A 23,463-nucleotide genomic window follows, 5' to 3' on the forward strand; every position below is an offset into this window, starting at 1 on the left:
AATTGCAATCCCGTAGTTTTGCTGGTTAGAAAAAAATACGAGGTAAGTCTTGGGTGCGCGGTTCAGATGTTTGATCCGCGCAAATTCTGGAGGTTAACATGAAAAAACTCGTTATCGCTGCTGCGCTGACTGCTGCTGCTTCGACCGCCACTGCTGGCAACCTGTCCGAGCCGGTTGTTGAACCGCCGGTCATCGTGGAAGAAGCTCAGGGTTCTTCCAGCGGCATCCTGCTGCCGCTGCTGCTGCTGGTTCTGGTTGGCGCAGCTGTTGCATCGAACTAAATTCGACACACAGTTACAGAAAAGGCGGTGGTTCTCCACCGCCTTTTTTGTGGGCTGAAGGGTAAGCGGAGCCTAACCTAACCCTGTACTGTCTCATGCAGGATCTTGTCCAAAACACTGATGATCATCATCACATCTTCGGATTCGATGGTCAGGGGCGGACGGATTTTCAGGATGTTGTCCTTGGGGCCTTCGCTGCCAATCAGGATCCGGTGATCGCGCATCCGGTTTTTGACGTATGAGCAGAGCTCCGTAGCTTCCGAACCGTCCGGGTTGATCAATTCCAGCCCCAGAAACAGCCCCATGCCCCGGACATCGCCAACGCAGGCGTATTTTTGCTCCAGTGCTTTCAGACCCTTTATCAGCCTGCCGCCCATCACCCGGGCGTTGTCCTGCAGCCCTTCGTCATCAACGATATCCAGCACCTCCTTGCCGATCCGGCACGACAAGGTCGAGCCGCCGAAGGTGGAAAAGAACTCGATCCCATTGTCAAAGCTCTCAGCGATTTCCTTGGTGGTGACCAGCACGCCCAGAGGGTGGCCATTGCCGATCGGTTTGCCCATCACCACAATGTCGGGCAGCGCACCCAGGTGCTCGAAACCGAAGTAGCAGTCGCCAAGGCGGCCGAGGCCGGTTTGCACCTCATCTGCGATGCAGATACCGCCTGCGGCGCGGATCTTTTCATAAACCGCAGGCAGGTAGCCCTTGGGCGGAATGATCTGACCGCCGACCGAGGGAAAAGTTTCTGCGATAAAGCCGGCAAGGCCGTGCCCCCTGCGCTGCAGGTTTTCGATGGCCGGATCCACCAGATCTGCGAATTTCTGCGCCCGGTCCGGATCGCCGCGGCGGAAGGAGCCGCGGTAGTCGTCGGCCACTTCGACCAGCTCCACCCAATCCGCCTGGCCTACACCGCCGGGCTTGTTGAATTTATAGGCGGAGATGCTGACCGCCCCGGTGGTATTGCCGTGGTAGCCGTGATCGGGCGTCACCATGCCCTTGGCGCCGGTATGGGCACGGGCCAGGCGCAGGGCCAGCTCATTCGCCTCAGTGCCGGAGTTCACGAAAAAGCAGACCTCAAAATGACCGGGCAGCTTGGTCAGGATCTTACCGGCAAAGGCTGTTTGTGCCGGGTGCAGATAGCGGGTGTTGGAGTTCACCCGTTTCAGCTGGTCGGCGGCGGCTGCCTGGATGCGCGGGTGCGCGTGGCCAACGTGCGGCACGTTGTTGTAGGCGTCCAGATAGGGGCGGCCCCATTCGTCGAACAGGTGGTGCTTCCAGCCGCGCACCAGCATCACCGGATCGGTGTAGGTGAGGCTGAGGTTGCCGCCAAAATGCGCGCGGCGGCCGGCCAGAACCTTTTCCTTGCTGGTGGGGCGATAGCGCACCTTTTCATCCGGCAGATTCAGCAGCGACGCCGGATTCGGGCAAAGTGCCCGCCACAGGTACATTTCGTCCGGATCGCCAACTCCGGGCCAGTCGGCCTCGATCCCCTCTGTGGTCAGCGCCAGCTGGAAATGCACATGCGGCGCCCAGCCGCCGTTTTGGCCGGGGTTGCCCAGGCGGCAGAATTCCTCGCCCTTCTCCACGACGTCACCGGGCTTCAGGCGGCCGAGGAATTCCGGATCCAGATGGCCATAAAGAGTATAGAACGGATCACCCTCCGGCGTCTGATGGCGCAGGATGATCACCCCGCCGTAGTCCAGATGCCCGTCCCGGTATTCAGCCGCGAAGACTTCACCGTGCAAGGGGGCAAACATTGGCGTGCCAGCCGGGGCAAAGGCGTCCACTGCCAGATGAACGGAGCGCCTGTTGCTGGCTTTCCATGGTCCTTTGCGGAAAGCTGCATCCGTGTAGATCAGCCGCGGCTCGTGATAGCAGCCCAGCCAGATGCGGCCGTTGTCCTCAAATTCTTCGCCAACCCTGGCGGCCTCCTCCAACGGCATGTGAAAGGGGTTCTGCGGCCAAGTGGAGTGCTCCACCGACAGAGACCCCAAGGGTGCCTCCGCCAGGTTCTGCCCCATCAGCGGGGCAAAACTGCCGCGTTCCCGCTCCAGCCAGGCCATTACCCGGTCGGCGCCGTCCACCACCGGCATGCCGCAAGCCGCGCGCAGCCCGGCTGTCAGCAGCCCGCCGTGCAGCGTGGTGCCCTCCAGGAACCGCCAGGCCGGGGCTTGCGAGATGGTCACATACGGATCTTCCGGGTTCTCCGCAGCCATCAGAGTGGAGTTCACCACGCTCACAGCCAGCCGGGCACGCAGCAGCGGCCAGACCATGTCCACTTCGGCGGGTGTCAGCGGATAGGTCTCGTGATAACCCGCCACCAATGCTGCAAGCGCGGCCTCCGGCGCCGGATGGTCCAGCACGATATATGCCGCGGCAATCGCCAGGTCGCAGATCCGCGGTGCGGAGCACATGTCGCCCAGGTCGATGAGGCCCGATACCTGGCGCGGCTCTCCCAGTTGCCCCGCCACCACGATGTTGTAATCGTTGGCGTCATTGTGGATCGCCTGTTTGGGCAGTGTCGCCAAAACAGGCTCTAATCGGGTGTAGTTCGTGCAAATTCCTTCAAGGATCGCACGACGCGCAGGGGCTGTGACGCAGGAGAGCTGATCCTTGATCCAGCCCGCGCGCATCAAGTCCCATTTGAAATCGCGCTCCAGACCCTCGTGCCGGAAATCCGCCAGTGCCTTGGCTGAGCCGCCCAGCACCTGGCCGACCTCATGGATCAGCGCGTCGCTTTTGGGCTCGGCTTTGGCATAACAGCGCCCCGGAAGCTGGTTCAGCAGCCAGACGAGCCGGTCCTGACCGTCCTCGCCCGGCAGTGTCAGCAGTGATTCGCCATCCACAGAGGAAATCACGCGCGGGCAGGGCAGATCTGGCTGGCGCGCAGCGATATGTTCAAACGCTTTCACCTGCATGTCGACCAGCCAGTTCTCGCAGCCGGGGCGCATCGCCTTGAGGATAAACCCCTCGCCTTCAGCCGCCTTGGCCAGGAAATTCAGGTCGTATTCCCCATCCAGACGGCTCAGTTCCGCCTCGATGCCCCAATGCTGTTTGAGGGCAGCGGCCCAATGCGCAAGCGTCATCCAATCTCTCCCCGGCTTGCCGGTGCGCCCGGCGATCCAATATTGGATCCTATTTGGACCGGAGCGGCGGTTTAGTCCAGCCAGCCTTTCAGGTTCTGCCCGATAACCCCGGCCAGTGCAGCGATATGGTCATCATCATCGTTGAGGCAGGGGATATAGAGGAAGTTCTCACCGCCTGCGTGCTCAAAGCTCTCGCGGATTTCCTCGTTGATCTCTTCCAGTGTCTCGATGCAGTCGGCCGAGAAGGCCGGTGCGATCACCGCGATGTTCTTCTTACCCTCCTTGGCGAGTGTCGCAACGTGATCCACAGTGTACGGCTTCAACCACTCTTCGGGTCCGAACACTGACTGGAAGGTTGAGGTGATTTGGGTGTCGTCCCAGCCCAGCCGCTCCTTCAGCAGGCGCGTCGTCTTCTGGCACTGGCAGTGGTAGGGGTCGCCCTGCATCAGGTAGCGTTTCGGCATCCCGTGGTAGGAGACCACCAGAATATCGGGGCGTTTGTCCGCTTTTGTATAGGCGTCCTCAACCGAGCGGGCCAGCGCGCCGATATAGGCGGGCTGGTCGAAATAGGGTTCGATCGTCCGGGCGGCGGGCTGCCTGGTCTCTTCCATAAGGGCGCGGAAGAACTGGTCGTTGGCGGTGCCGGAGGTAGCGCCGGCATATTGCGGGTAAAGCGGCACGAACAGGATTTTCTGGCATCCGGCCTCAACCATCTGCCGCACTTTGGACTTGGTCGAAGGGTTGCCGTAGCGCATGCAGAAATCGACCATCACCTGATCACCGTACCGCGTCTTCATCGCCTCAGCCATCTTGGCGGTCTGGTCCTTGGTTATGGTCATAAGCGGGCTTTCGCCCCTTTCGTGGTTCCAGATCGACTTGTAGGCGGCGCCGGAGGAGAAGGGGCGTTTGGTGAGAATAATCAGCTGCAACAGGGGCTGCCACTTCCACGAGGGATAGTCGATCACCCGCTTGTCCGACAGGAACTCGCTTAGGTACCGTCGCATCGGCCAGTAGGAATAATCATCCGGGGTGCCGAGGTTGGCCAGCAGGATGCCAACCTTTTCTGCCGGGATCTTGGGGTGATCGGCAGGGGCGTGGGCAGGGCATTTGGCGGTCCGGGCGGCGTCCAGCATGGGCAGGTCCTGTGGGGCTGAGAATTCGGAAGTTGGCGGGAAATTACTGTCTTTACGCTTAGAAGGCCAATTGGATCACATTGGCGCAGCTATAGCGCAAACTTATCAAGGCTCGAGTTTGGTTTCCGGCACCTTCAGCGCATCGGCCAGGCGCATTTGCGCTGATCCCGGGCGCAGAGGTTTCTGCTGGCTGTCCGACGGCGACCAGCCGGTGAGGCAGACCAGCTCAAAGGTTGCCGGCAGCCGGCCGTCGGCAGTGGCGAAATGCGCGCGGTAGATGTGGTCGGCCAGCTGAAACAGTCCCCGCGGCGCCGGGCGTTTCAGGCGCTGGGCGAGGACGTTGGTCTCACCCATGCCGCGCAGATCGTGGATCAAATGGGAGAGGTCGCGGTACTCAGCCGTCAGCGGCACCAGATCCGCAACCGGCAGGGCAAAACCAGCCCGTTGCAGCAGCCCGCCCAGGTCGCGGATTTCTCCCATCGGTGCGACGCGGGGCGACAGCCCGCCCATCACCACGGTTTCAGCCTCGGCCATGGCGGCCCGCAGCTCGTGCAGGGTCTGGCCGCCCAGCAGGATGACCAGCAGCAGCCCGTCCTCTTTCAGCGCACGCCGGCATTGGATCAGCTGGCCGACCGGGTCATTGGCCCAATGCAGGCACATGGCGTGGATCACCACATCATGCGCACCTTCCTCAAGCGCCAGCACTTCGTCATCGGACACCACTGTGGCACGGGGCTGAAATCCCTCCCAAACCTCCGGGAAGGGGGCAACCACGGCAGGTGCCGTAAAGGTTCTGTTAACCAGGCTCAGGCGATCCTCGGCCTCATCCCGTGCCATCTGGTGCAGGAACAGGGCGTCCGCCCGCCGCCGGGCGCGGCGGGCCGCCAGGGCGCGGCGGTCGAAGAGCTGTGCGGGTGCTTGTGTCATGGAGGCTATTTAGATGCTGCTGGCCAGGATTCAAACCGCTGTTTCGCTGATCTACCCACCGCAATGCCTGGGCTGCGGCGGGCTGGTGAGCAGCGACTTTGGCCTGTGCGGCACGTGCTGGTCTGACATGCACTTTATCAGCGGTACCGTGTGCGAGGGCTGCGGCGCCCCGCTGCCGGGGGAGGCGGACGGGTTCCGCCTGGAGTGCGACAGCTGCCTGCGCCAGCCCCGGCCGTGGAGCCAGGGGCGTGCCGCGCTGCTCTATGAGGGACAGGGGCGCAAACTGGTGCTGGGGCTGAAACACGGTGACCGGACCGAGATTGCCCGCACGGCGGCTGGCTGGCTGGAACGCGCCGCGCAGCCGCTGTTGCAGGAGAATCCGCTGATCTGCCCGGTGCCGCTGCATTGGACCCGGCTGCTCAAGCGCAAGTACAACCAGTCCGCCTTGCTGGCAGAAGCGCTGGCACGCCGTGCCGGATTGGAGCATTGCCCGGATCTGCTGCGCCGCATCCGGCAGACCCCGGCTCTGGAGGGCAAAACGCGGGACCAGCGCTATCAGCTGTTGGGTTCGGCCATCGGGGCGCATCCGGGGCGGCAGGGCAGGATCAAGGGCCGCGATGTGTTGATTGTGGATGACGTGATGACCTCCGGCGCCACTCTCAGCGCCTGCACCGATGCCTGTCTGCAGGCGGGCGCGGCAGAGGTGCGGGTGGCGGTGCTGGCCCGGGTCACGCAAGCGTGAGGCCGCCCGGCCGCCTCTGGCAATTGTTGCATTGAATGCCCAATTCCTCCACAACCTTCGAAACCAGACTATGGGGTCCTGAATGAAAACGGTCGAAATCTACACCTCGCCGCTGTGCGGATACTGCCACGCTGCCAAGCGGCTGCTGAATCAGAAGGGTGTGGCCTTTTCGGAAGTCAACGTGCTGGAGGAGCCGGAGCGCAAGGCAGAGATGATCCAGCGCGCCAATGGCGGCCGCACCGTGCCGCAGATCTTTATTGGCGGCACCCATGTCGGCGGCTGTGACGACCTGTTTGCGCTGGAGCAGGCGGGCAAGCTCGACCCGCTGCTGGCGGCCTGAACCCGGAGAACAGATATGCGCGCAGCTTTGCTTCAGATGACATCCAGCGACAACCCGGCCGAAAACCTGGAGACGGTGAAGGCGATGATGGCGGAAGCTGTGCGCGGAGGGGCAGGCTTTGTGCTGACGCCGGAGGTCACCAATTGCCTCTCCGGCAGCCGGACGCATCAGAATGGTGTCTTGTGCCATGAGGAGGACGACCCGACCCTGGCCGCCCTGCGTGACGAAGCCGCCAAGCAGGGCATCTGGCTGCTGCTGGGCTCGCTGGGCATCAAGACCCACGGCGATGACGGGCGCTTTGCCAACCGGCAGTTCCTGATTTCCCCCGAGGGCGAGATCAAAGCACGCTATGACAAGATCCATATGTTCGATGTGGAGGTGACACCGGAGGAAACATACCGCGAGTCCGATGGTTACCGCCCGGGCACAAAAGCCGTCGTTGCGCAAACGCCCTTTGGCAATATCGGCATGACTATCTGCTATGACGTGCGCTTCCCGCATCTGCACCGGGCGCTGGCCAAGGGTGGCGCGCAGATCCTCACCGCGCCGGCGGCGTTTTCTTATGTCACGGGGGCCGCCCATTGGCATTCACTGCTGCGCGCGCGGGCGATTGAAACCGGCTGTTACGTGCTGGCGCCAGCGCAAACCGGCAAACACCCGGCCTCCCGCGGGCCGAGCCGACAGACCTATGGCCATTCTCTGGCTGTGGCTCCCTGGGGCGAAGTGCTGGCAGACGCGGGCCAGGAGCCCGGTGTGACTTACATTGATCTCGACCTCGAAAAAGTGGCAGAAGCACGCAAGCGCGTGCCTTCCCTGACCCACGACCGGGAGTTTGACGGACCCTGATGGACGAGACCCATTCCCTGGCGGTATCGCTGTTCAGCGAGATACTCATGGCTGACCAGCTGGCCCGGTCACGTCTCAGCAAAGTGCTGCCCAAGGGGATGGAACTGTCGCATTTCTCGGTGCTGAACCACCTGGCCCGCGCCGGGCTGGAGCGTTCGCCCGCACAGCTGGCGAAGGCCTTCCACGTGACCCGCGGCGCGATGACCAACACGCTGAACAAGCTGGAGGTGGCAGGCTACATCCACGTCCGCCCCGATTGGGATGATGCGCGGCGCAAAATGGTGGCGATCAGCCCGGCCGGCAAACAGGCGCGCGATGCGGCGCTGGCGGGAATTATTCCGGTCATTTCCGAAGTTGTGGGCGAACTGGGCAGCGACCGGGTCCGCGCCACCCTGCCGATCCTGCGCGAACTGCGCGGCAAGCTGGAAGAAAGCGGCTGAGCCCAGCAGCGAACGGCAGCTGTGTACCTGTAAAACAAGAAGGACGCCTGCAAGCAGGCGCCCTTCTTCCCCATCAGTCCCCATCTGTCCGTGAGTGGCGGTCGCGGCAACCCATGGGATGGACCCACCAGAAACAGTGGCAAGCATTCACTCGGTTCAGGGGCTTTGCCCCGAAACAGACCGGAAAGTATTCCAAATCCGCTATCTGACGATAGCAAGCAGGACGCGGCGGCTAAAGAGCGCATAAGGATTACCACCTATCCTTTAGGATAGGCGGCCCGCTTGGCCTGGGTATTCTGCGGGGTCAGACGGGTTTTGTGCTAGCGGTCACATAGTTCACTGACAGGTCCCGCTCGGAAATCGACCAGTTCCAGGTAATCGGATTGAACACGAAGCCCTTGCGGTCGGCCGGCTTCAGCCCGGCCTGGCGCAGCAGCTCGAACAGCTCGTCCGGCGTGATGAACTTGGACCATTCATGAGTGCCCCGCGGCAGCCAGCGCATGATCACCTCGGCGCCGACAATCGCCATCGCAAAGCTCTTGGGATTGCGGTTGATCGTCGAGCAGATCTCCAGGCCTCCAGGTTTCAGCAGCGCTTGCGTGGCGGTCAGATAGCTGAGCGGGTCGGCGACATGTTCCACCACTTCCATATTCAGGACCACGTCGAACTGTTCCCCCGCATCTGCCAGCGCTTCGGCAGTGGTGTGGCGGTAGTCGATCTCCAAGCCCGATTGCTCTGCATGGATGCGTGCGACCGGCAGATTGCCCTCAGCTGCATCCGCGCCGACCACTGTTGCGCCCAACCGCGCCATCGGCTCGCTCAGCAGCCCGCCGCCGCAACCGATATCCAAGAGGCGCAGCCCCTCGAACGGGTGCTGTGACGTCAGGTCGCGGCCGAATTCTCCGGCGATCTGGCGGGTAATATAGTCCAGCCGGCACGGGTTCAGCATGTGCAGGGGCTTGAACTTGCCGTTCGGATCCCACCACTCCGCTGCCATCGCCTCGAATTTGGCGATTTCCGCAGGGTCGACCGTGGACTGAGGCGCTTGCATTCCTGTCTCCGTGTGCTCTTTTGTAGTCTGACGTTTCACTAAGGTCAGTAATGGATAGATACCCGGACCAAAAGCGCGCTGTGCATTATCTTTACCCGCCGGTCGAGCCGTTTGACCAGCGCATGATCGATGCAGGCCAGGGCCATCGCATGTATGCCGAGCAGAGCGGCAACCCCAATGGCATTCCCGTGATCGTGTGCCATGGCGGCCCAGGCGGCGGCAGCAGCCCGGCGATGCGGCGCTATTTCGATCCGCATGTCTACAGAATCATCCTGTTCGACCAGCGCGGCTGCGGCCGGTCGCGCCCCTATGCGTCTTGCGAGGACAACACCACCTGGCATCTGGTCGCCGACATGGAGCTGATTCGCCGTCAGTTCGGCATCGACTCCTGGATTCTGTTCGGTGGAAGCTGGGGGGCAACCCTGGCGCTGATCTATGCGCAGACCCACCCGGACCGGGTGCAGCAGATCATTCTGCGCGGCGTCTTCCTGATGACCAAGGCAGAGCTGGACTGGTTTTATGGCGGCGGCGCCGGCAAATTCTGGCCTGAAACCTGGGCCAAATTTGTCTCGCTGATCCCCGATGGTGAGCGCAGCGACATGATCGCCGCCTATCAAAAGCGGCTTTTTTCCGGCAATCAGGATGAGGAAGTCCGCTATGGCCGCGCCTGGTCCGCCTGGGAAAACGCGCTGGCTTCGGTGCATTCCAACGGCCAGAGCGGCGAAAGTCCCGGCGATTATGCCCGTGCCTTTGCCCGGCTCGAAAACCACTATTTCATCAATGGCGGCTTTCTCGACTATGATGGCCAGATCCTTGCCAATATGGGGCGGATTTCCCATATCCCCGGCGTGATCGTTCAGGGCCGCTATGACATGATCTGCCCGCCGTCTTCCGCCTGGCGATTGAACGAGCTGTGGCCAAATGCGGAGTTGAAGATGGTGCGCAATGCCGGCCATGCTCTGTCGGAGCCGGGAATCAGCGCAGAACTGGTCCGGGCGATGGACCGGATTGCAGGAGAGCTTGTGCCATGACGCGCATTGACCGCCGCGCGCTGTTCACCTCGGGTGCTGCTGCTGCCTTGCTGGCCGCCGCTGGCGGGTCGGTCGATGCCTCTCCCAAGTCAGGCGGAGTTCTGCGCCTTGCGGTTCCGCGCGACGGCGGGATGCTGGAACAGGCTGCCCGCGGCGCAATCTATGACAGGCTGACTGAAATTGCCCCCGACGGGCTGCTGCGCGGCGAGCTGGCCACCGGCTGGCACTCCACAGCGGATGCCCGGACCTGGACCTTCAACCTGCGTGAGGGCGTGGCATTTCATGACGGTGCCCCGCTGACTGCGGATGATGCCGCCGCCTCGCTTACTGTCCAGGGAATCACTGGAGCAGAGATGCGTTCAGTCACGGCGCTGGGCAGTCATCAGCTGCTGTTGGAGCTGACGCGGCCCAACCCGCATCTGCCTTATCTGCTGGCCGGCCCGGATCATGTGATTGCCCCCGGCGGGGACTTGCCAGTGCCGTTGTCCGAAGCGGTCGGCACCGGATGCTACAGGGTGGAGCGCGCCCAGGAGGGCCGCCATTTCCGGGCCTCCAGAACCGCGGATCATTACAAGGCCGGCACTGCAGGCTGGGCGGATACGGTGGAGATCATCGTGATCCCCGACGCCGCTGTCCGCGCAGAAGCTCTGCGGGACGGCTATGTCGATGTGGCAGCCCTGCCGGAACCGCGCGGCCTGCTGCGGCGGGGGGAATTCCTGTATCACCCTTCGTCCAGCGACATGGCGCTGGCGGCCCGGCACGATGTTGGTATTCCGCGCAAGGTGGGCCAGAGCGCGCCGCTGGATGACGGCCGCATCGCCGAACGCTGGTGGCGGGTCTGACGCCTCCGCGCGGCTCTCGCTAAAGACAAGCCTTGCAGTTTTCCCCAATCCCCCCTATATGGCTTTGACAACAGCGGCGCGTTGAACCTCTGGCTCAAGGCTCCACCGGGAATTTCGACGGGCCGCGCGCCCGTTTTTTTGTGTTTGCAGACCCCTTGTCTGCACGCTCCAAGTGGAGGTCTGATGACCAACGACCTGATTGCCAAAGCCGCCATCGACCGGCGCTTGGCCGAGATCGTCACCCCGGTGATCGAGGATCTGGGCTATGAGCTTGTGCGCATCCGGCTGATGTCTGGGAAGTCGACAACGCTGCAGATCATGGCCGACAAGCCCGACGGCGGGATCGAGGTGGATGATTGCGCCGAGATATCGAACGCGGTCAGCGCGGCACTGGACGTCGAGGACCCGATCATCGATGCTTATGCTCTGGAAGTGTCGAGCCCCGGCATTGACCGTCCGCTGACGCGGATGAAAGACTTCGAGATGTTCGAAGGCTACGAGGCCAAGCTGGAAACCGCCGAGATGGTTGGCGGCCGCCGCCGCTTCAAGGGCGAGCTGGCGGGCACCGAAGATGATGAAGTTCTGATCAACATCGAGGATCAGGGCGGGATCGTGACCATCGGCCTGAAATTCGACTGGCTGAGCGATGCCAAGCTGGTCCTGACCGATGAACTGATCAAGGAAATGCTGCGCCAGCGCAAAGAGGCGGGCACGCTCAACGAAGACGCATTCGACGAAATCGAGACCGAAGAGTCCGAAGAGGAGAAAAAGTAATGGCTATCACCTCTGCAAACCAGCTGGAGCTGTTGCAAACCGCCGAGGCCGTGGCGCGCGAAAAGATGATCGACCCCGGTCTGGTGATCGAGGCGATGGAAGAGAGTCTCGCCCGGGCCGCCAAAAGCCGCTACGGCGCCGAGATGGATATCCGTGTCTCGATTGACCGTAAAACCGGCCGCGCCACGTTTACCCGCGTGCGCACCGTGGTGGCGGATGAGGAGCTGGAAAACTACCAGGCCGAAATGACTGTTGCGCAGGCGCGCCAGTACATGGCGAACCCCGAAGTGGGCCAGACCTACGTCGAGGAGGTGCCGCCGGTTGAAATGGGCCGGATCGCCGCCCAGTCGGCCAAGCAAGTGATCCTGCAGAAGGTCCGCGAAGCAGAGCGGGACCGCCAGTACGAAGAATTCAAGGACCGCGCCGGCACCATCATCAACGGGTTGGTCAAGCGCGAGGAATACGGCAACGTCATCGTCGATGTGGGCGCGGGCGAAGCGATCCTGCGCCGCAACGAGAAGATCGGCCGCGAAAGCTACCGTCCGAACGACCGCGTGCGCTGCTACATCAAGGATGTGCGCCGTGAGCCGCGCGGTCCGCAGATCTTCCTCAGCCGTACCGCGCCCGAGTTCATGGCCGAGCTGTTCAAGATGGAAGTGCCGGAAATCTATGACGGCATCATCGAGATCAAAGCGGTTGCCCGTGACCCTGGCTCGCGTGCCAAGATTGCCGTTATCTCCTACGACGGCTCGATCGACCCGGTCGGCGCCTGTGTGGGCATGCGCGGGTCCCGCGTGCAGGCCGTGGTGAACGAGCTGCAGGGCGAAAAGATCGACATTATCCCGTGGAACGAGGATCAGCCGACCTTCCTGGTGAACGCGCTGCAGCCCGCAGAAGTCACCAAGGTTGTGCTGGATGAAGAAGCCGGCAAGATCGAAGTCGTGGTGCCCGAAGAGCAGCTGAGCCTGGCCATCGGCCGCCGCGGCCAGAACGTGCGCCTGGCCTCGCAGCTGACCAACCTCGACATCGATATTATGACCGAGGAAGAAGAGTCGGCCCGCCGCCAGAAGGAATTCGAGGCGCGTACCAAGCTGTTCATGGAAACCCTGGATCTGGATGAATTCTTTGCCCAGCTGCTGGTCTCCGAAGGCTTTACCAACCTCGAAGAAGTCGCCTATGTCGAACTCGACGAGCTGCTGGTCATCGATGGTGTCGACGAAAGCACCGCTCAGGAGCTGCAGGCCCGTGCCCGCGACTATCTGGAAGCCCAGGCCAAGGCAGCCCTGGATGCCGCCCGCGAACTGGGCGCCGAGGACAGCCTGATCCAGTTCGAAGGCCTGACCCCGCAGATGGTCGAGGCTCTGGCCAAGGACGACGTGAAATCGCTGGAAGATTTTGCCACCTGCGCCGACTGGGAACTGGCTGGCGGCTGGACCAACGATGGTGGCGAGCGGGTCAAGGACGACGGTATCCTGGAGCCTTTCGGCATGTCGCTGGAAGAAGCTCAGGACATGGTGATGACCGCCCGCATCATGCTGGGCTGGGTCGATCCGGCGGAGCTGGAAGCGGAAGCGTCCGAGGACGAAGACGCTGGCGAAGAGGAAGGCGAGGCCTGATCCCGGGCGTTGCATAGGAGAGCTGAATGACACGTGGTGGCGCCACAAAAGACCGGTCCGACGGCAGCGAGCGCAAATGCATCGCTACTGGCGAGACCCAGCCCAAACAGGGCCTCATCCGCTTTGTGATGGGCCCTGACGGGCAGGTCGTGCCCGATGTGATGGGCAAGCTGCCGGGCCGCGGTGTCTATGTGGCTTCCAGCCGGGGCGCATTGGAAACCGCGGTCAAGAAGAAGCTGTTTGCCCGCGGGTTCAAGGCTCAGGTGCAGGTGTCTGCCGAACTGGTTCAGGAAGTCGAACGGCAGATTGCCCGTCGGCTTGTCGAACTGATCAGCCTGGCGCGCAAGTCGGGCGATGCAGTGTCCGGATTTGAACGGGTCAAGGACTGGCTGTCCAAGGAAGAGGCCCGGGTGCTGATCCAGGCCTCCGACGGATCCGGACGCGGAAAGTCGAAGCTGAGCACGCCCTACAAGGGTAAATTCATCGGCTGCCTCACGGCGGACGAGCTGGGAATGGCATTTGGGCGCCAAACTGCAATACATGCCGCCCTCGCCTCTGGCGGACTCAGCAAACGTGTTGTAGATGAGGCGCAACGACTGCAAGGTTTGCGCGAAATGGTGGGCGGCGACGGCCGCACGGAAGGATAAGTAGCTTTATGAGCGATAGTGACGGCAAAAAGACACTGGGTCTGCGTGGGGGTTCCCGTCCGGGGAACGTGAAACAGAGTTTCAGCCACGGACGGACCAAGAATGTCGTGGTGGAAACCAAGCGCAAACGCGTTGTGGTTCCCAAGCCGGGTGCGGCCAAGGGCGGCGGCGGTGCTGCGCCTTCCTCATCCGGATCGCGCCGGCCTGCCGGCATCAGTGACGCAGAGATGGAGCGCCGCCTGAAAGCGCTGCAAGCTGCCAAGGCCCGTGAGGCCGAAGAAGCGGCTGCCCGGGCCGCGGAAGAAAAAGCGCGTGAAGAAGAGCGCAACCGCCGCCGTGCCGAGGCGGAAGCCAAGGAGCGCGAGCAGCGCGAAGCCGAAGAGCGCGCCAAGGCGAAGGCCGAAGAAGAAGAGCGCAAGAAGCGCGAAGCCGAAGTTGCGAGCGAACGGGCCGCAGCCGCCGCGGCTGCTCCGGTCAAGGATGCACCGCGCACAGAACGCCCGGCTCCGAGCAAACCGGCCCCCGCTGCGGCTCCGCGCAAGGCGGACCGTGAGCGCGAGCAGCGCCAGAACCGTGGCAAGGGCCAGGACGACGGGCGCCGGGCGGGCAAGCTGACTCTGGGCCAGGCGACCGGCGGCGGTGGCAACCGCCAGCGCTCGATGGCGTCGATGAAGCGCAAGCAGGAACGTGCCCGGCAAAAGGCCATGGGCGGCCAGGTCGAGCGCGAAAAGGTCATCCGTGATGTCCAGCTGCCTGAAGCCATTGTGGTTTCGGAGCTCGCCAACCGTATGGCGGAGCGGGTTGGCGAGGTTGTCAAATCGCTGATGAACATGGGCATGATGGTCACTCAGAACCAGACCATCGACGCTGACACTGCCGAACTGATCATCGAAGAATTCGGCCACAAAGTGGTCCGGGTGTCCGACTCCGACGTCGAAGACGTGATCAAGGAGGTCGAGGACAAGGAAGAGGATCTGAAGCCGCGTCCGCCCGTCATTACCATCATGGGCCACGTCGACCACGGCAAGACCTCGTTGCTGGATGCGATCCGCGATGCCCGTGTTGTGGCGGGCGAAGCCGGCGGCATTACCCAGCACATCGGTGCTTATCAGGTGAAGACCGAAAGCGGCACCGTGCTGAGCTTCCTGGATACGCCGGGCCACGCGGCCTTTACCTCGATGCGTTCGCGCGGTGCGCAGGTGACCGATATCGTGGTTCTGGTTGTCGCCGCAGACGACGCGGTGATGCCGCAGACCGTCGAGGCGATCAACCATGCCAAGGCGGCGCAGGTTCCGATGATCGTGGCGATCAACAAGATCGACAAGCCGGCCGCAGACCCGACCAAGGTCCGCACCGACCTGCTGCAGCACGAAGTGGTTGTGGAAGCCATGTCCGGCGAAGTGCAGGACGTCGAAGTTTCCGCCGTCACTGGCCAGGGCTTGGACGAACTGCTGGAAGCCATTGCGCTGCAAGCGGAAATCCTGGAACTGAAAGCCAACCCCGACCGCGCCGCCCAAGGCGCCGTGATCGAGGCGCAGCTGGATGTGGGCCGCGGCCCCGTGGCAACTGTTCTGGTTCAAACCGGCACCCTGCGCCAGGGCGACATCTTTGTTGTGGGTGAGCAATACGGCAAGGTCCGTGCGCTGATCAACGACAAGGGCGAGCGCGTGCAGGAGGCAGGCCCCTCGGTCCCGGTCGAGGTCCTGGGCCTCAACGGCACTCCGGAGGCAGGCGACGTTCTGAACGTGACCGAAACCGAAGCGCAGGCCCGCGAGATCGCCGCCTACCGTGAGCAGGCCGCCAAGGACAAGCGCGCCGCTGCCGGTGCCGCGACCACGCTGGAACAGCTGATGGCCAAGGCCAAGGAAGACGAAAATGTCTCCGAGCTGCCGATCCTGGTCAAGGCTGACGTGCAGGGCTCCGCCGAAGCCATTGTTCAGGCGATGGAGAAGATCGGCAATGACGAAGTGCGCGTGCGCGTGCTGCATTCGGGCGTTGGTGCTATCACCGAAACCGATGTTGGTCTTGCCGAAGCTTCCGGTGCGCCGATCATGGGCTTCAACGTCCGGGCCAATGCCTCGGCCCGCAACACGGCCAACCAGAAGAGCGTCGAGATCCGCTACTATTCGGTGATCTACGATCTGGTGGATGACGTGAAGGCGGCGGCCTCCGGTCTGCTGTCGGCGGAGATCCGCGAGAACTTCATCGGCTACGCTCAGATCAAGGAAGTCTTCAAGGTCACCGGCGTTGGCAAAGTTGCCGGCTGTCTGGTCACCGAAGGCATTGCCCGCCGCTCGGCCGGCGTGCGCCTGCTGCGCGACAACGTGGTGATCCACGAAGGCACGCTGAAGACCCTGAAGCGCTTCAAGGACGAAGTGTCCGAAGTTCAATCCGGTCAGGAATGCGGCATGGCGTTTGAGAACTACGACGATGTCCGCCCGAACGACGTTATCGAAATATTCGAGCGTGAAGAAGTCACCCGCACGCTGGACTGACTTTTACGGACTTGCGATGAAAAACAGGCCCTGGCACAGCTGCCAGGGCCTGTTTTCTTGCGTCTGCGGGGCAGAGCGGGCGTGTGCAATCTCGTGCAGCAGCTGACGAAGCGTTTGCGCTGGATGCCGTCGCAGCGGTTTTCACAACGCAGGCCCTTCGCTGCTGCAGGTTGATCATACCAACGGAGCGCGGCAAAAATCAGCTGACAATAAGGCGGATTCCGGCGGCAAGAGGAGGGGGTGTCCCATTCTTCAGGTGCGTTTGCTGTGCGATGCCGATCATAATCGCGGGTACGGCGAAAGGGCAGCCCATGCGGCTGCCCCTTCCTTGCCTGACTTACGTGAGTGGCGGCTCAGGCAACTGATGGCACTGGTCGGCCTTCATATGTTTTTTTGCCTACCCGCACCGCTATTTTCCCGTCCGGGAGTGCCCGTATGAAAATGCCCTGAACCAGAGAGAAACTGCCTATTGCGATTGTTCTAAGCATGGTCTTATCCGCCCTGCTGCAATTCTGAGTGGTACGTTTCGTTCGTACCTTCATGCTTGAGCAGAATGATTAACAAAGTGTTCACGCAGTCCTTCCGGGGGAGTTAAATGCCCGGCAAAGCAGCGAAAATCAAATCCAGGATTGCCGCGTCCCCGCATGCTTGGGGACGCGGAAGCAATCAAAGCCAGTCGCGCAGAATTGGGATCAGCGGGATATCGGCAGGCGGCATAGGATAGTCGCGCAGATCCTGCGGGCGGACCCACTTCAGTGTCTGGCCTTCGCGGGCCTGCGGGATGCCCTCCCATTTGCGGCAGGCAAACAGCGGCATCAGCAGGTGGAAATCCTCGTAGGCGTGGCTGGCAAACGTCAGTGGTGCCAGACAGGACGCCCAGGTGCCGATCCCCAGTTCCTCGTGCAGCTCGCGGATCAGCGCCGCCTCCGGTGTTTCGCCCGGCTCGACCTTGCCGCCGGGAAACTCCCACAGGCCGGCCATCGACTTGCCCTCGGGGCGCTGCGCCAGCAGCACGCGCCCGTCCACGTCGATGAGCGCGACGGCGGAAACCAAAACAACCTTCACGACCGGTAGTCCGCGTTGATGGAGATGTACTGGTGCGTCAGATCGCAGGTCCAGACAGTGGCCAGACCGCTGCCAAGGCCCAGGTCCACCTTGATGGTGATTTCCTGCTTCTTCATCTCTGCAGCGCCCAGCTCTTCCTTGTAGGCGGGCGAGACCCAGCCTTTTTCGGCCACCAGCACATCGCCGAATGAGATCGACAGCAGATCCCGGTCCGCTGCCGCGCCGGACTTGCCGATTGCCATCACCACGCGGCCCCAGTTCGGGTCCTCGCCGGCAATCGCGGTTTTCACCAGCGGTGAGTTGGCAATCGCCATGCCATGCACCTTGGCATCCGCGTCCGAAGCAGCGCCAGTGACCTGGATTTCCACAAACTTGGTTGCGCCTTCGCCATCCCGCACCACCTGGTGCGACAGGTCCAGCATGACCTTCTCCAGCCCTGCTGCAAATTCCGCGTTGCCGGTGGCATCCACGCCCGAGGCGCCAGTCGCGCACAGCATCAGGCTGTCCGAGGTCGAAGTGTCGCTGTCCACGGTGATGCAGTTGAAGGTCCGGTTGCAGATCTCCGCCAGTTGCGCCTGCAGCGCCGCTTGTTCGACCTTGGCATCGGTGAAGATATAGACCAGCATCGTCGCCATATCCGGCGCGATCATGCCCGAGCCCTTGGCGATGCCGGCGATCTTGACGGTCTTGCCATCAATCTCGACGGTGGCACTGGCGCCTTTGGCGAAGGTGTCGGTGGTCATGATTGCCTTGGCGGCACCTTCCAGTGCGCCTTCATCCAAGGCACCGTTCAGGCTGCCGATCTTGTCCACGATGCGGTCATGCGGAAGCGGTTCGCCGATAACGCCGGTGGAGGCAGTGAAAACACGCTCAGCCGGGACGCGGGTTTCTGCCGCGACAGCTGCGGTGATCTCTGCCACGGATGTTTGCCCGTAATGGCCGGTAAAGGCGTTGGAATTGCCTGAATTCACCAGGATGGCTGCACCGGCATCCGCGGCACCGCCCAGCTTGGCCTGGCAGTCCAGCACCGGAGCAGAGCGGGTCTTGGAGCGGGTGAAGACACCGGCCACCGAGGTGCCAGGATCCATCACCGCCAGCATCACGTCAGTCCGGCCTTGGTATTTGACACCGGCGGAGGCAGAGGCAAAGCGCACACCTTTGATCACCGGAAGATCGGGGAAACCGGCAGGTGCAAGCGGCGAGACGGGCATGGATTTTGCCATGATCAGTTCCTTACCAGGCTCAGGTCTTGGAGAATGGCCGGATCGAGGTCCTCGATGTCGGGCCGTTCGATTTCAGAGGCGGCAGTCAGCTCATTCACCCGTTCCTCCACCGCCTTCTGGCGCAGTTCGTCGGCCAACTCGGTGCGCACGTCCTCAAACTCGGGCGCTTCGGTTTTCCGGCGTTCGTTCAGAAGGATGATATGCCAGCCGAATTGGGTCTGGATCGGGCCGGACACCTCACCCGATTTAAGGCTCAGAACTGCGTCTTCAAATTCCGGGACCATGCGGCCGGTGGTGAACCAGCCCAGGTCACCGCCGCTGGGGCCGGAGGGTCCGGTGGATTTCTCCTTGGCAAGCGTTGCGAAATCGGCGCCGGCGTCCAGCTCCTTCTTGACGTCCAGCGCGTCTTCTTCGCTTTCGACCAGGATGTGGGCCGCATGGAATTCGTCACCGCCATCGCCTGAAGAATATTTCTCGTCATATGCGGTGCGCAGCTGGTCCTCGCTGCTGGCTTTGTCCATGACCGTCTCGATCACGCTTGCAGCGAGCATGGCGCGTTTTTCGTTTTCGACCGAAAGCTGCACATAGTGCGGTACCTCGCCGTGCAGCTGCTGCTTCAGCGCCGTTTGCTGCACCAGCTGATCGAGGATCGCATTGAACAGCACGTCATCGGGCAGCTGCTTGTACTGCGCCGGCAGGTTTTCGCGTGCCATGATCATATGGCCGATGGTGATTTCCTCGCCATTGACTGAGGCCACCACCGTATTGGCATGGGGCGCTGCTGCTGCCGCCAGTGGCATAGCGGCAAAAGCCGCCACTGCCATGCTGCGCAGAAAAGTGATACCTTTACGCATTGAAACCTTCCTATTCCCTGGCCGCAAGGGGGCCTGCCGTTGACACTCTATACCCTGCCGCTTACATCGCCTTGAGGCCATTGGCAGGATCGTCTTTCCCCCATTGTTTATGGGTTGCGGACACGGCGGGCAAGCCTGCCCGATGCACAGGCCGGACATAGGATTGCTGGAGAAAACATGCTGGGTTTCGGAACAATCGCCAAAAAGGTTTTCGGCACACCGAACGACCGTAAAGTCAAGGCGACACGGCCGCTGATTGCACAGATCAACGCGCTGGAGGAGGAGTTCGCGAAGCTCAGCGATGAAGACCTGACCGGCAAGACCGAAGAGCTGCGCAGGCGCGCCTTGGGCGGCGAGAGCCTGGACGCGCTGCTGCCCGAAGCCTTTGCCAACGTGCGCGAAGCGGCCAAGCGGGCGCTGGGTCTGCGGGCCTTTGATACCCAGCTGATGGGCGGCGTGTTCCTGCATCAGGGCAACATATCCGAGATGAAGACAGGCGAGGGCAAGACCCTGGTCGCGACCTTTCCGGCCTATCTGAACGCGCTGACCGGCAAGGGCGTGCATGTGGTCACAGTGAACGAATACCTGGCCAAGCGCGACAGCGAATGGATGGGCAAGGTGTTTGCCCAGCTCGGCATGACCACCGGGGTGATCTGGTCCGGCCAGGCCGACGCCGAAAAAATGGCTGCCTATAACAGCGACGTCACCTATGCCACCAACAACGAACTGGGTTTTGACTATCTGCGCGACAACATGAAGCCGTCGCTGGACCAGGTGTTCCAGAAGCAGCACAACTTTGCCATCGTCGACGAGGTGGACTCGATCCTGATCGACGAGGCCCGCACCCCGCTGATCATCTCCGGTCCGGCCGAAGACCGCTCTGACCTCTATTCCACCATCGACAAGGTGATCCCGCTGCTGGCGGAGGAGCACTACGAGATCGACGAGAAGACCCGCGGCGTGACCTTTACCGAGGACGGCAACGAGTATCTGGAGCAGACGCTGCGCGAGCAGGGGCTGCTGGAACAAGAGGCTTCTCTTTACGATCCGGAAAGCACCACCGTTGTCCACCACGTGAACCAGGCGCTGCGTGCCCACAAGCTGTTCCAGCGTGACAAGGACTATATCGTCCGCGATGGCCAGGTGGTGCTGATCGACGAATTCACCGGCCGGATGATGCCGGGCCGCCGTCTGTCCGAAGGGCTGCACCAGGCCATCGAGGCCAAGGAAGAAGTGCAGATCCAGCCGGAAAATACCACGCTGGCCTCCGTCACTTTCCAGAATTACTTCCGCCTTTACGACAAGCTGTCGGGCATGACCGGCACCGCGATGACCGAGGCTGAGGAATTTGCCGAGATCTATGGTCTGGGAGTGGTCGAGGTGCCGACTAACCGCCCGATTGCGCGGGTGGATGAGGACGATCAGGTTTACCGCACCGCCCGCGAGAAATACGAGGCGATGATCAAGGAAGCCAAGGTGGCGCACGAAAAAGGCCAGCCGGTCCTGCTGGGCACCACCTCGATCGAGAAATCCGAACTGCTGAGCCAGATGCTGGAGCAGGAAGGCATCCCGCACAACGTGCTGAACGCCCGCCACCACGAGCAGGAAGCGCAGATCGTTGCCGATGCCGGACGCCATGGCGCGGTCACTATCGCCACCAACATGGCCGGCCGCGGCACCGATATTCAGCTGGGCGGCAACGTCGAGATGAAAGTGCTGGAGGCATTGGCAGCAAGCCCGGAGGCTGATCCGGCAGAGCTGCGGGCGGCTGAAGAAGCCAAGCACGCCGAAGAGAAACAGAAGGTACTGGATGCCGGCGGTCTCTTCGTGATGGCCTCCGAACGCCATGAAAGCCGCCGCATCGACAACCAGCTGCGCGGCCGTTCCGGCCGACAGGGCGACCCGGGCCGTACCCGTTTCTACCTCAGCCTCGAAGACGACCTGATGCGGATCTTCGGCTCCGAGCGGCTGGACAAGCTGCTGTCGTCACTGGGCATGAAGGAGGGCGAGGCGATCATTCACCCTTGGGTGAACAAGTCGCTGGAGCGCGCCCAGGCCAAGGTCGAAGGCCGCAACTTCGACATGCGCAAGAACGTGCTGAAGTTCGACGACGTGATGAACGACCAGCGCAGGGTGATCTTCAGCCAGCGCCGCGAGATCATGGCCGCCGAGGACCTGTCCGAGATCGTCGACGACATGCGCCACGAGGTGATCGACGACCTGCTCGATACCCATATGCCGCCCAAGACCTACGCCGACCAGTGGGACACCGCAGGGCTGCAGGAGCAGGTGCGCGAGATGCTGTCGATCGATGCGCCGGTGGCCGAATGGGCTGCCGAGGAAGGCGTCGATGACGAACAGATCCGCGAGCGCCTGGTGGAAGCATCCGATAAGATGATGGCGGAAAAGGCCGCGGCGTTCGGGCCGGAAAATATGCGCAACATCGAAAAACAGGTGCTGCTGCAGACAATTGACAAGAATTGGCGCGAGCATCTGCTGACGCTGGAACATCTGCGCTCGGTTGTGGGCTTCCGCGGCTACGCGCAGCGAGATCCGCTCAATGAGTACAAAAACGAAAGCTTCCAGCTGTTTGAAAGCATGCTCGACTCCTTGCGTGAAGAAGTCTCCCGGCAACTCAGCCGCGTGCGCCCGATGACCGAGGAAGAGCAGCAGCAGATGCTGATGGAGATGGCAGCCCGCCAGGCCGCCATGCAACAGATGGCTGCCCAGCCCGCACTTGCTGAAGCAGCGGCAGGGGATGCTGCTCCGGGGTTTGCCGAGGATGATCCGTCAACCTGGGGCAACCCCTCGCGCAACGACAAATGCCCTTGCGGCTCGGGCAAGAAGTTCAAGCACTGCCATGGCAGCCACGCCTGATATCCTTTTTGCCAAGGCAGAGCCCGGTCTCCCGGGGCCTGCGCCCTGCACGGCCGGATGACCTGCCGCGCGGCAGCGGTATTTTTGCAAAGACCGCTGCCATTGGGGGCTGCCGGTGCGGCCAGGACGCCCGCGGGCACGAAAGTGTCCCCGGGATTGTTTCCCGGTGCGCAACCAAAGTGGCGGGGTTGCCGCAATTGCCGGATTTTGTTCAGCTGGCGGCCACAAACTGGCCGGCATTTCCGGGCAGGCTTCCTCAACCAAGCAGGTTCAGGAGGATCTCATGCTGAGCAAACAGGCAATGCTGACAAGCGGAATGACGCTGGCGTGCGCTCTGGGAATCGGGTTTTTCATGCAGACCTCGGGTTCCGGCTGGCTGGCCAGGTCAACCGCAGCGGCTGATCCGGAACTTCCGGGTGAACCGGAAGCGGCGCAGTTGCTGATCGAAAAAATCACTTTGACTTCGGCGCCGCCTGAAACGGCCCGGGCGGAGCCGGAACGTCAGTCGGCCGAGATTGCGCCGCCGGCCACCTGCCGGATGGCTGCCACGGCCAAGGCGGCCGCCTTGGCTATGGTCAGCTTGTCCGTCAAGGCTTCCTGCCGGGCCAACGAGCGCTTGACCGTGCATCACAGCGGCATGTCCTTTACTGCCGCACTCGACGATACCGGACAGTATTCAGCTATGATCCCCGCGCTGGCGCGCACAGCCGTTTTCATCGCCGAGACCGCAAGCGGCAGCGGTGCTGTCGCTGTCGCTGAAGTGGACGGGCTGGAGGCGATCGAGCGCGTGGTCCTGCAATGGAGCGGCAACAGCGGATTCGAACTCCACGCCCGGGAGTTCGGCGCAGCCTACGGAAATTCAGGCCACGTCTGGCACGGGGCAGCAGCCAAGGCCGGTGCCGGGCAGGTTGTGCGTTTGGGCGACGACAGCCTGCTGGCGCCGCGTGTTGTCGAGATATACAGCCTGCCCGTCAGACTGCCGGGCCGATCCGGCATCGTGTCCCTGACCGCTGAGGCCGAGGTGACCGGCATCAATTGCGGGCGCGATATCTCTGCCCAGGCGCTGCAACTGCGCGGCGGGCAGCTCAGCAACCGGGATCTGGTGCTGGCGATGCCCGATTGCGAGGCTCTGGGCAGCTTTCTGGTGTTGAATAATCTGGTGGAAGACCTGAAAATCGCCGCCAACTGATTGC

At 62.3% G+C, this 23,463-nt stretch carries 20 protein-coding genes; 13 read left to right on the forward strand and 7 right to left on the reverse strand.

The window, feature by feature from the left end:
• Positions 1-98: 98 nt before the first annotated feature.
• Positions 99-281 (forward strand): hypothetical protein, encoded by a 183-nt coding sequence (locus OKQ63_RS20285; RefSeq protein WP_024092111.1) that lies wholly within the window; start codon positions 99-101, stop codon positions 279-281.
• A 77-nt stretch (positions 282-358) separates the two neighbouring features.
• Here OKQ63_RS20285 and OKQ63_RS20290 read toward each other — a convergent pair whose 3' ends face one another.
• The 3 genes from OKQ63_RS20290 to OKQ63_RS20300 form a co-directional block, all read right to left on the reverse strand.
• On the reverse strand, positions 359-3,367 hold the full coding sequence (locus OKQ63_RS20290; RefSeq protein ID WP_264211820.1) for an aminotransferase class III-fold pyridoxal phosphate-dependent enzyme: 3,009 nt from the start codon (positions 3,365-3,367) through the stop codon (positions 359-361).
• Between the two features lie 71 nt (positions 3,368-3,438).
• Entirely contained in the window at positions 3,439-4,500 is a 1,062-nt protein-coding gene (hemH, locus tag OKQ63_RS20295; RefSeq protein WP_264211821.1) for a ferrochelatase, read from the reverse strand.
• 105 nt (positions 4,501-4,605) lie between these two features.
• Positions 4,606-5,427 (reverse strand): methyltransferase domain-containing protein, encoded by an 822-nt coding sequence (locus OKQ63_RS20300; RefSeq protein WP_264211822.1) that lies wholly within the window; start codon positions 5,425-5,427, stop codon positions 4,606-4,608.
• A gap of 13 nt (positions 5,428-5,440) precedes the next feature.
• On the opposite strand from OKQ63_RS20300, the gene OKQ63_RS20305 reads away from it, so the two are divergent.
• From OKQ63_RS20305 to OKQ63_RS20320, 4 genes are all read left to right on the forward strand, one after another.
• The gene (locus OKQ63_RS20305) at positions 5,441-6,169 is read left to right on the forward strand and encodes a ComF family protein (protein ID WP_264211823.1); all 729 of its coding nucleotides are present in this window, start codon (positions 5,441-5,443) and stop codon (positions 6,167-6,169) included.
• Between the two features lie 82 nt (positions 6,170-6,251).
• A complete protein-coding gene (grxC, locus tag OKQ63_RS20310) occupies positions 6,252-6,509 on the forward strand; it encodes a glutaredoxin 3 (protein WP_264211824.1) in 258 nt (85 codons plus the stop codon).
• Positions 6,510-6,524: 15 nt separating this feature from the next.
• Positions 6,525-7,355, forward strand: a complete 831-nt coding sequence (locus OKQ63_RS20315) for a carbon-nitrogen hydrolase family protein (RefSeq protein WP_264211825.1) — start codon at positions 6,525-6,527, stop codon at positions 7,353-7,355.
• Complete coding sequence (locus tag OKQ63_RS20320; RefSeq protein ID WP_019295272.1) at positions 7,355-7,795, forward strand: MarR family winged helix-turn-helix transcriptional regulator; 441 nt, start codon at positions 7,355-7,357, stop codon at positions 7,793-7,795. The genes OKQ63_RS20315 and OKQ63_RS20320 overlap by 1 nt, the downstream gene beginning before the upstream one ends.
• Positions 7,796-8,099: 304 nt before the next feature.
• On the opposite strand, the gene ubiG is transcribed toward OKQ63_RS20320, so the two are convergent.
• Entirely contained in the window at positions 8,100-8,846 is a 747-nt protein-coding gene (gene ubiG / locus OKQ63_RS20325) for a bifunctional 2-polyprenyl-6-hydroxyphenol methylase/3-demethylubiquinol 3-O-methyltransferase UbiG (protein WP_264211826.1), read from the reverse strand.
• A gap of 50 nt (positions 8,847-8,896) precedes the next feature.
• Here ubiG and pip point away from each other — a divergent pair, with 50 nt between their 5' ends.
• The 6 genes from pip (at position 8,897) to infB (ending at position 16,251) form a co-directional block, all read left to right on the forward strand.
• Positions 8,897-9,877 carry a prolyl aminopeptidase gene (gene pip / locus OKQ63_RS20330; protein WP_264211827.1) on the forward strand — a complete coding sequence of 327 codons (981 nt, stop codon included), beginning with the start codon at positions 8,897-8,899 and terminating at the stop codon, positions 9,875-9,877.
• Complete coding sequence (locus OKQ63_RS20335; protein ID WP_264211828.1) at positions 9,874-10,719, forward strand: ABC transporter substrate-binding protein; 846 nt, start codon at positions 9,874-9,876, stop codon at positions 10,717-10,719. Before pip ends, OKQ63_RS20335 begins: the two co-directional genes overlap by 4 nt.
• A 183-nt stretch (positions 10,720-10,902) precedes the next feature.
• The gene (rimP, locus tag OKQ63_RS20340; RefSeq protein ID WP_264211829.1) at positions 10,903-11,493 is read left to right on the forward strand and encodes a ribosome maturation factor RimP; all 591 of its coding nucleotides are present in this window, start codon (positions 10,903-10,905) and stop codon (positions 11,491-11,493) included.
• A complete protein-coding gene (gene nusA, locus OKQ63_RS20345) occupies positions 11,493-13,109 on the forward strand; it encodes a transcription termination factor NusA (protein ID WP_264211830.1) in 1,617 nt (538 codons plus the stop codon). The genes rimP and nusA overlap by 1 nt, the downstream gene beginning before the upstream one ends.
• A gap of 26 nt (positions 13,110-13,135) precedes the next feature.
• The gene (locus OKQ63_RS20350; protein ID WP_264211831.1) at positions 13,136-13,756 is read left to right on the forward strand and encodes an RNA-binding protein; all 621 of its coding nucleotides are present in this window, start codon (positions 13,136-13,138) and stop codon (positions 13,754-13,756) included.
• Between the two features lie 8 nt (positions 13,757-13,764).
• A complete protein-coding gene (infB, locus tag OKQ63_RS20355) occupies positions 13,765-16,251 on the forward strand; it encodes a translation initiation factor IF-2 (RefSeq protein WP_264211832.1) in 2,487 nt (828 codons plus the stop codon).
• Positions 16,252-16,917: 666 nt separating this feature from the next.
• On the opposite strand, the gene mutT is transcribed toward infB, so the two are convergent.
• Genes mutT through OKQ63_RS20370 form a run of 3 tightly spaced genes read right to left on the reverse strand, consistent with a single transcriptional unit; the run spans position 16,918 to position 19,393 of the window.
• Complete coding sequence (gene mutT / locus OKQ63_RS20360; RefSeq protein WP_286672686.1) at positions 16,918-17,316, reverse strand: 8-oxo-dGTP diphosphatase MutT; 399 nt, start codon at positions 17,314-17,316, stop codon at positions 16,918-16,920.
• A complete protein-coding gene (gene argJ, locus OKQ63_RS20365) occupies positions 17,313-18,539 on the reverse strand; it encodes a bifunctional glutamate N-acetyltransferase/amino-acid acetyltransferase ArgJ (RefSeq protein WP_264211833.1) in 1,227 nt (408 codons plus the stop codon). Before argJ ends, mutT begins: the two co-directional genes overlap by 4 nt.
• 2 nt (positions 18,540-18,541) lie before the next feature.
• Entirely contained in the window at positions 18,542-19,393 is an 852-nt protein-coding gene (locus OKQ63_RS20370) for a peptidylprolyl isomerase (RefSeq protein WP_264211834.1), read from the reverse strand.
• A 177-nt stretch (positions 19,394-19,570) separates the two neighbouring features.
• On the opposite strand from OKQ63_RS20370, the gene secA reads away from it, so the two are divergent.
• Both secA and OKQ63_RS20380 read left to right on the forward strand, forming a co-directional pair.
• Positions 19,571-22,270: a preprotein translocase subunit SecA gene (secA, locus tag OKQ63_RS20375; RefSeq protein WP_264211835.1), complete on the forward strand. Its 2,700-nt coding sequence runs from the start codon at positions 19,571-19,573 to the stop codon at positions 22,268-22,270.
• Between the two features lie 283 nt (positions 22,271-22,553).
• Positions 22,554-23,459, forward strand: a complete 906-nt coding sequence (locus OKQ63_RS20380; RefSeq protein WP_264211836.1) for a hypothetical protein — start codon at positions 22,554-22,556, stop codon at positions 23,457-23,459.
• The last annotated feature ends 4 nt before the right edge of the window (positions 23,460-23,463 follow it).

Source organism: Leisingera thetidis (assembly GCF_025857195.1).
In the GTDB taxonomy this organism is placed as follows: domain Bacteria; phylum Pseudomonadota; class Alphaproteobacteria; order Rhodobacterales; family Rhodobacteraceae; genus Leisingera; species Leisingera thetidis.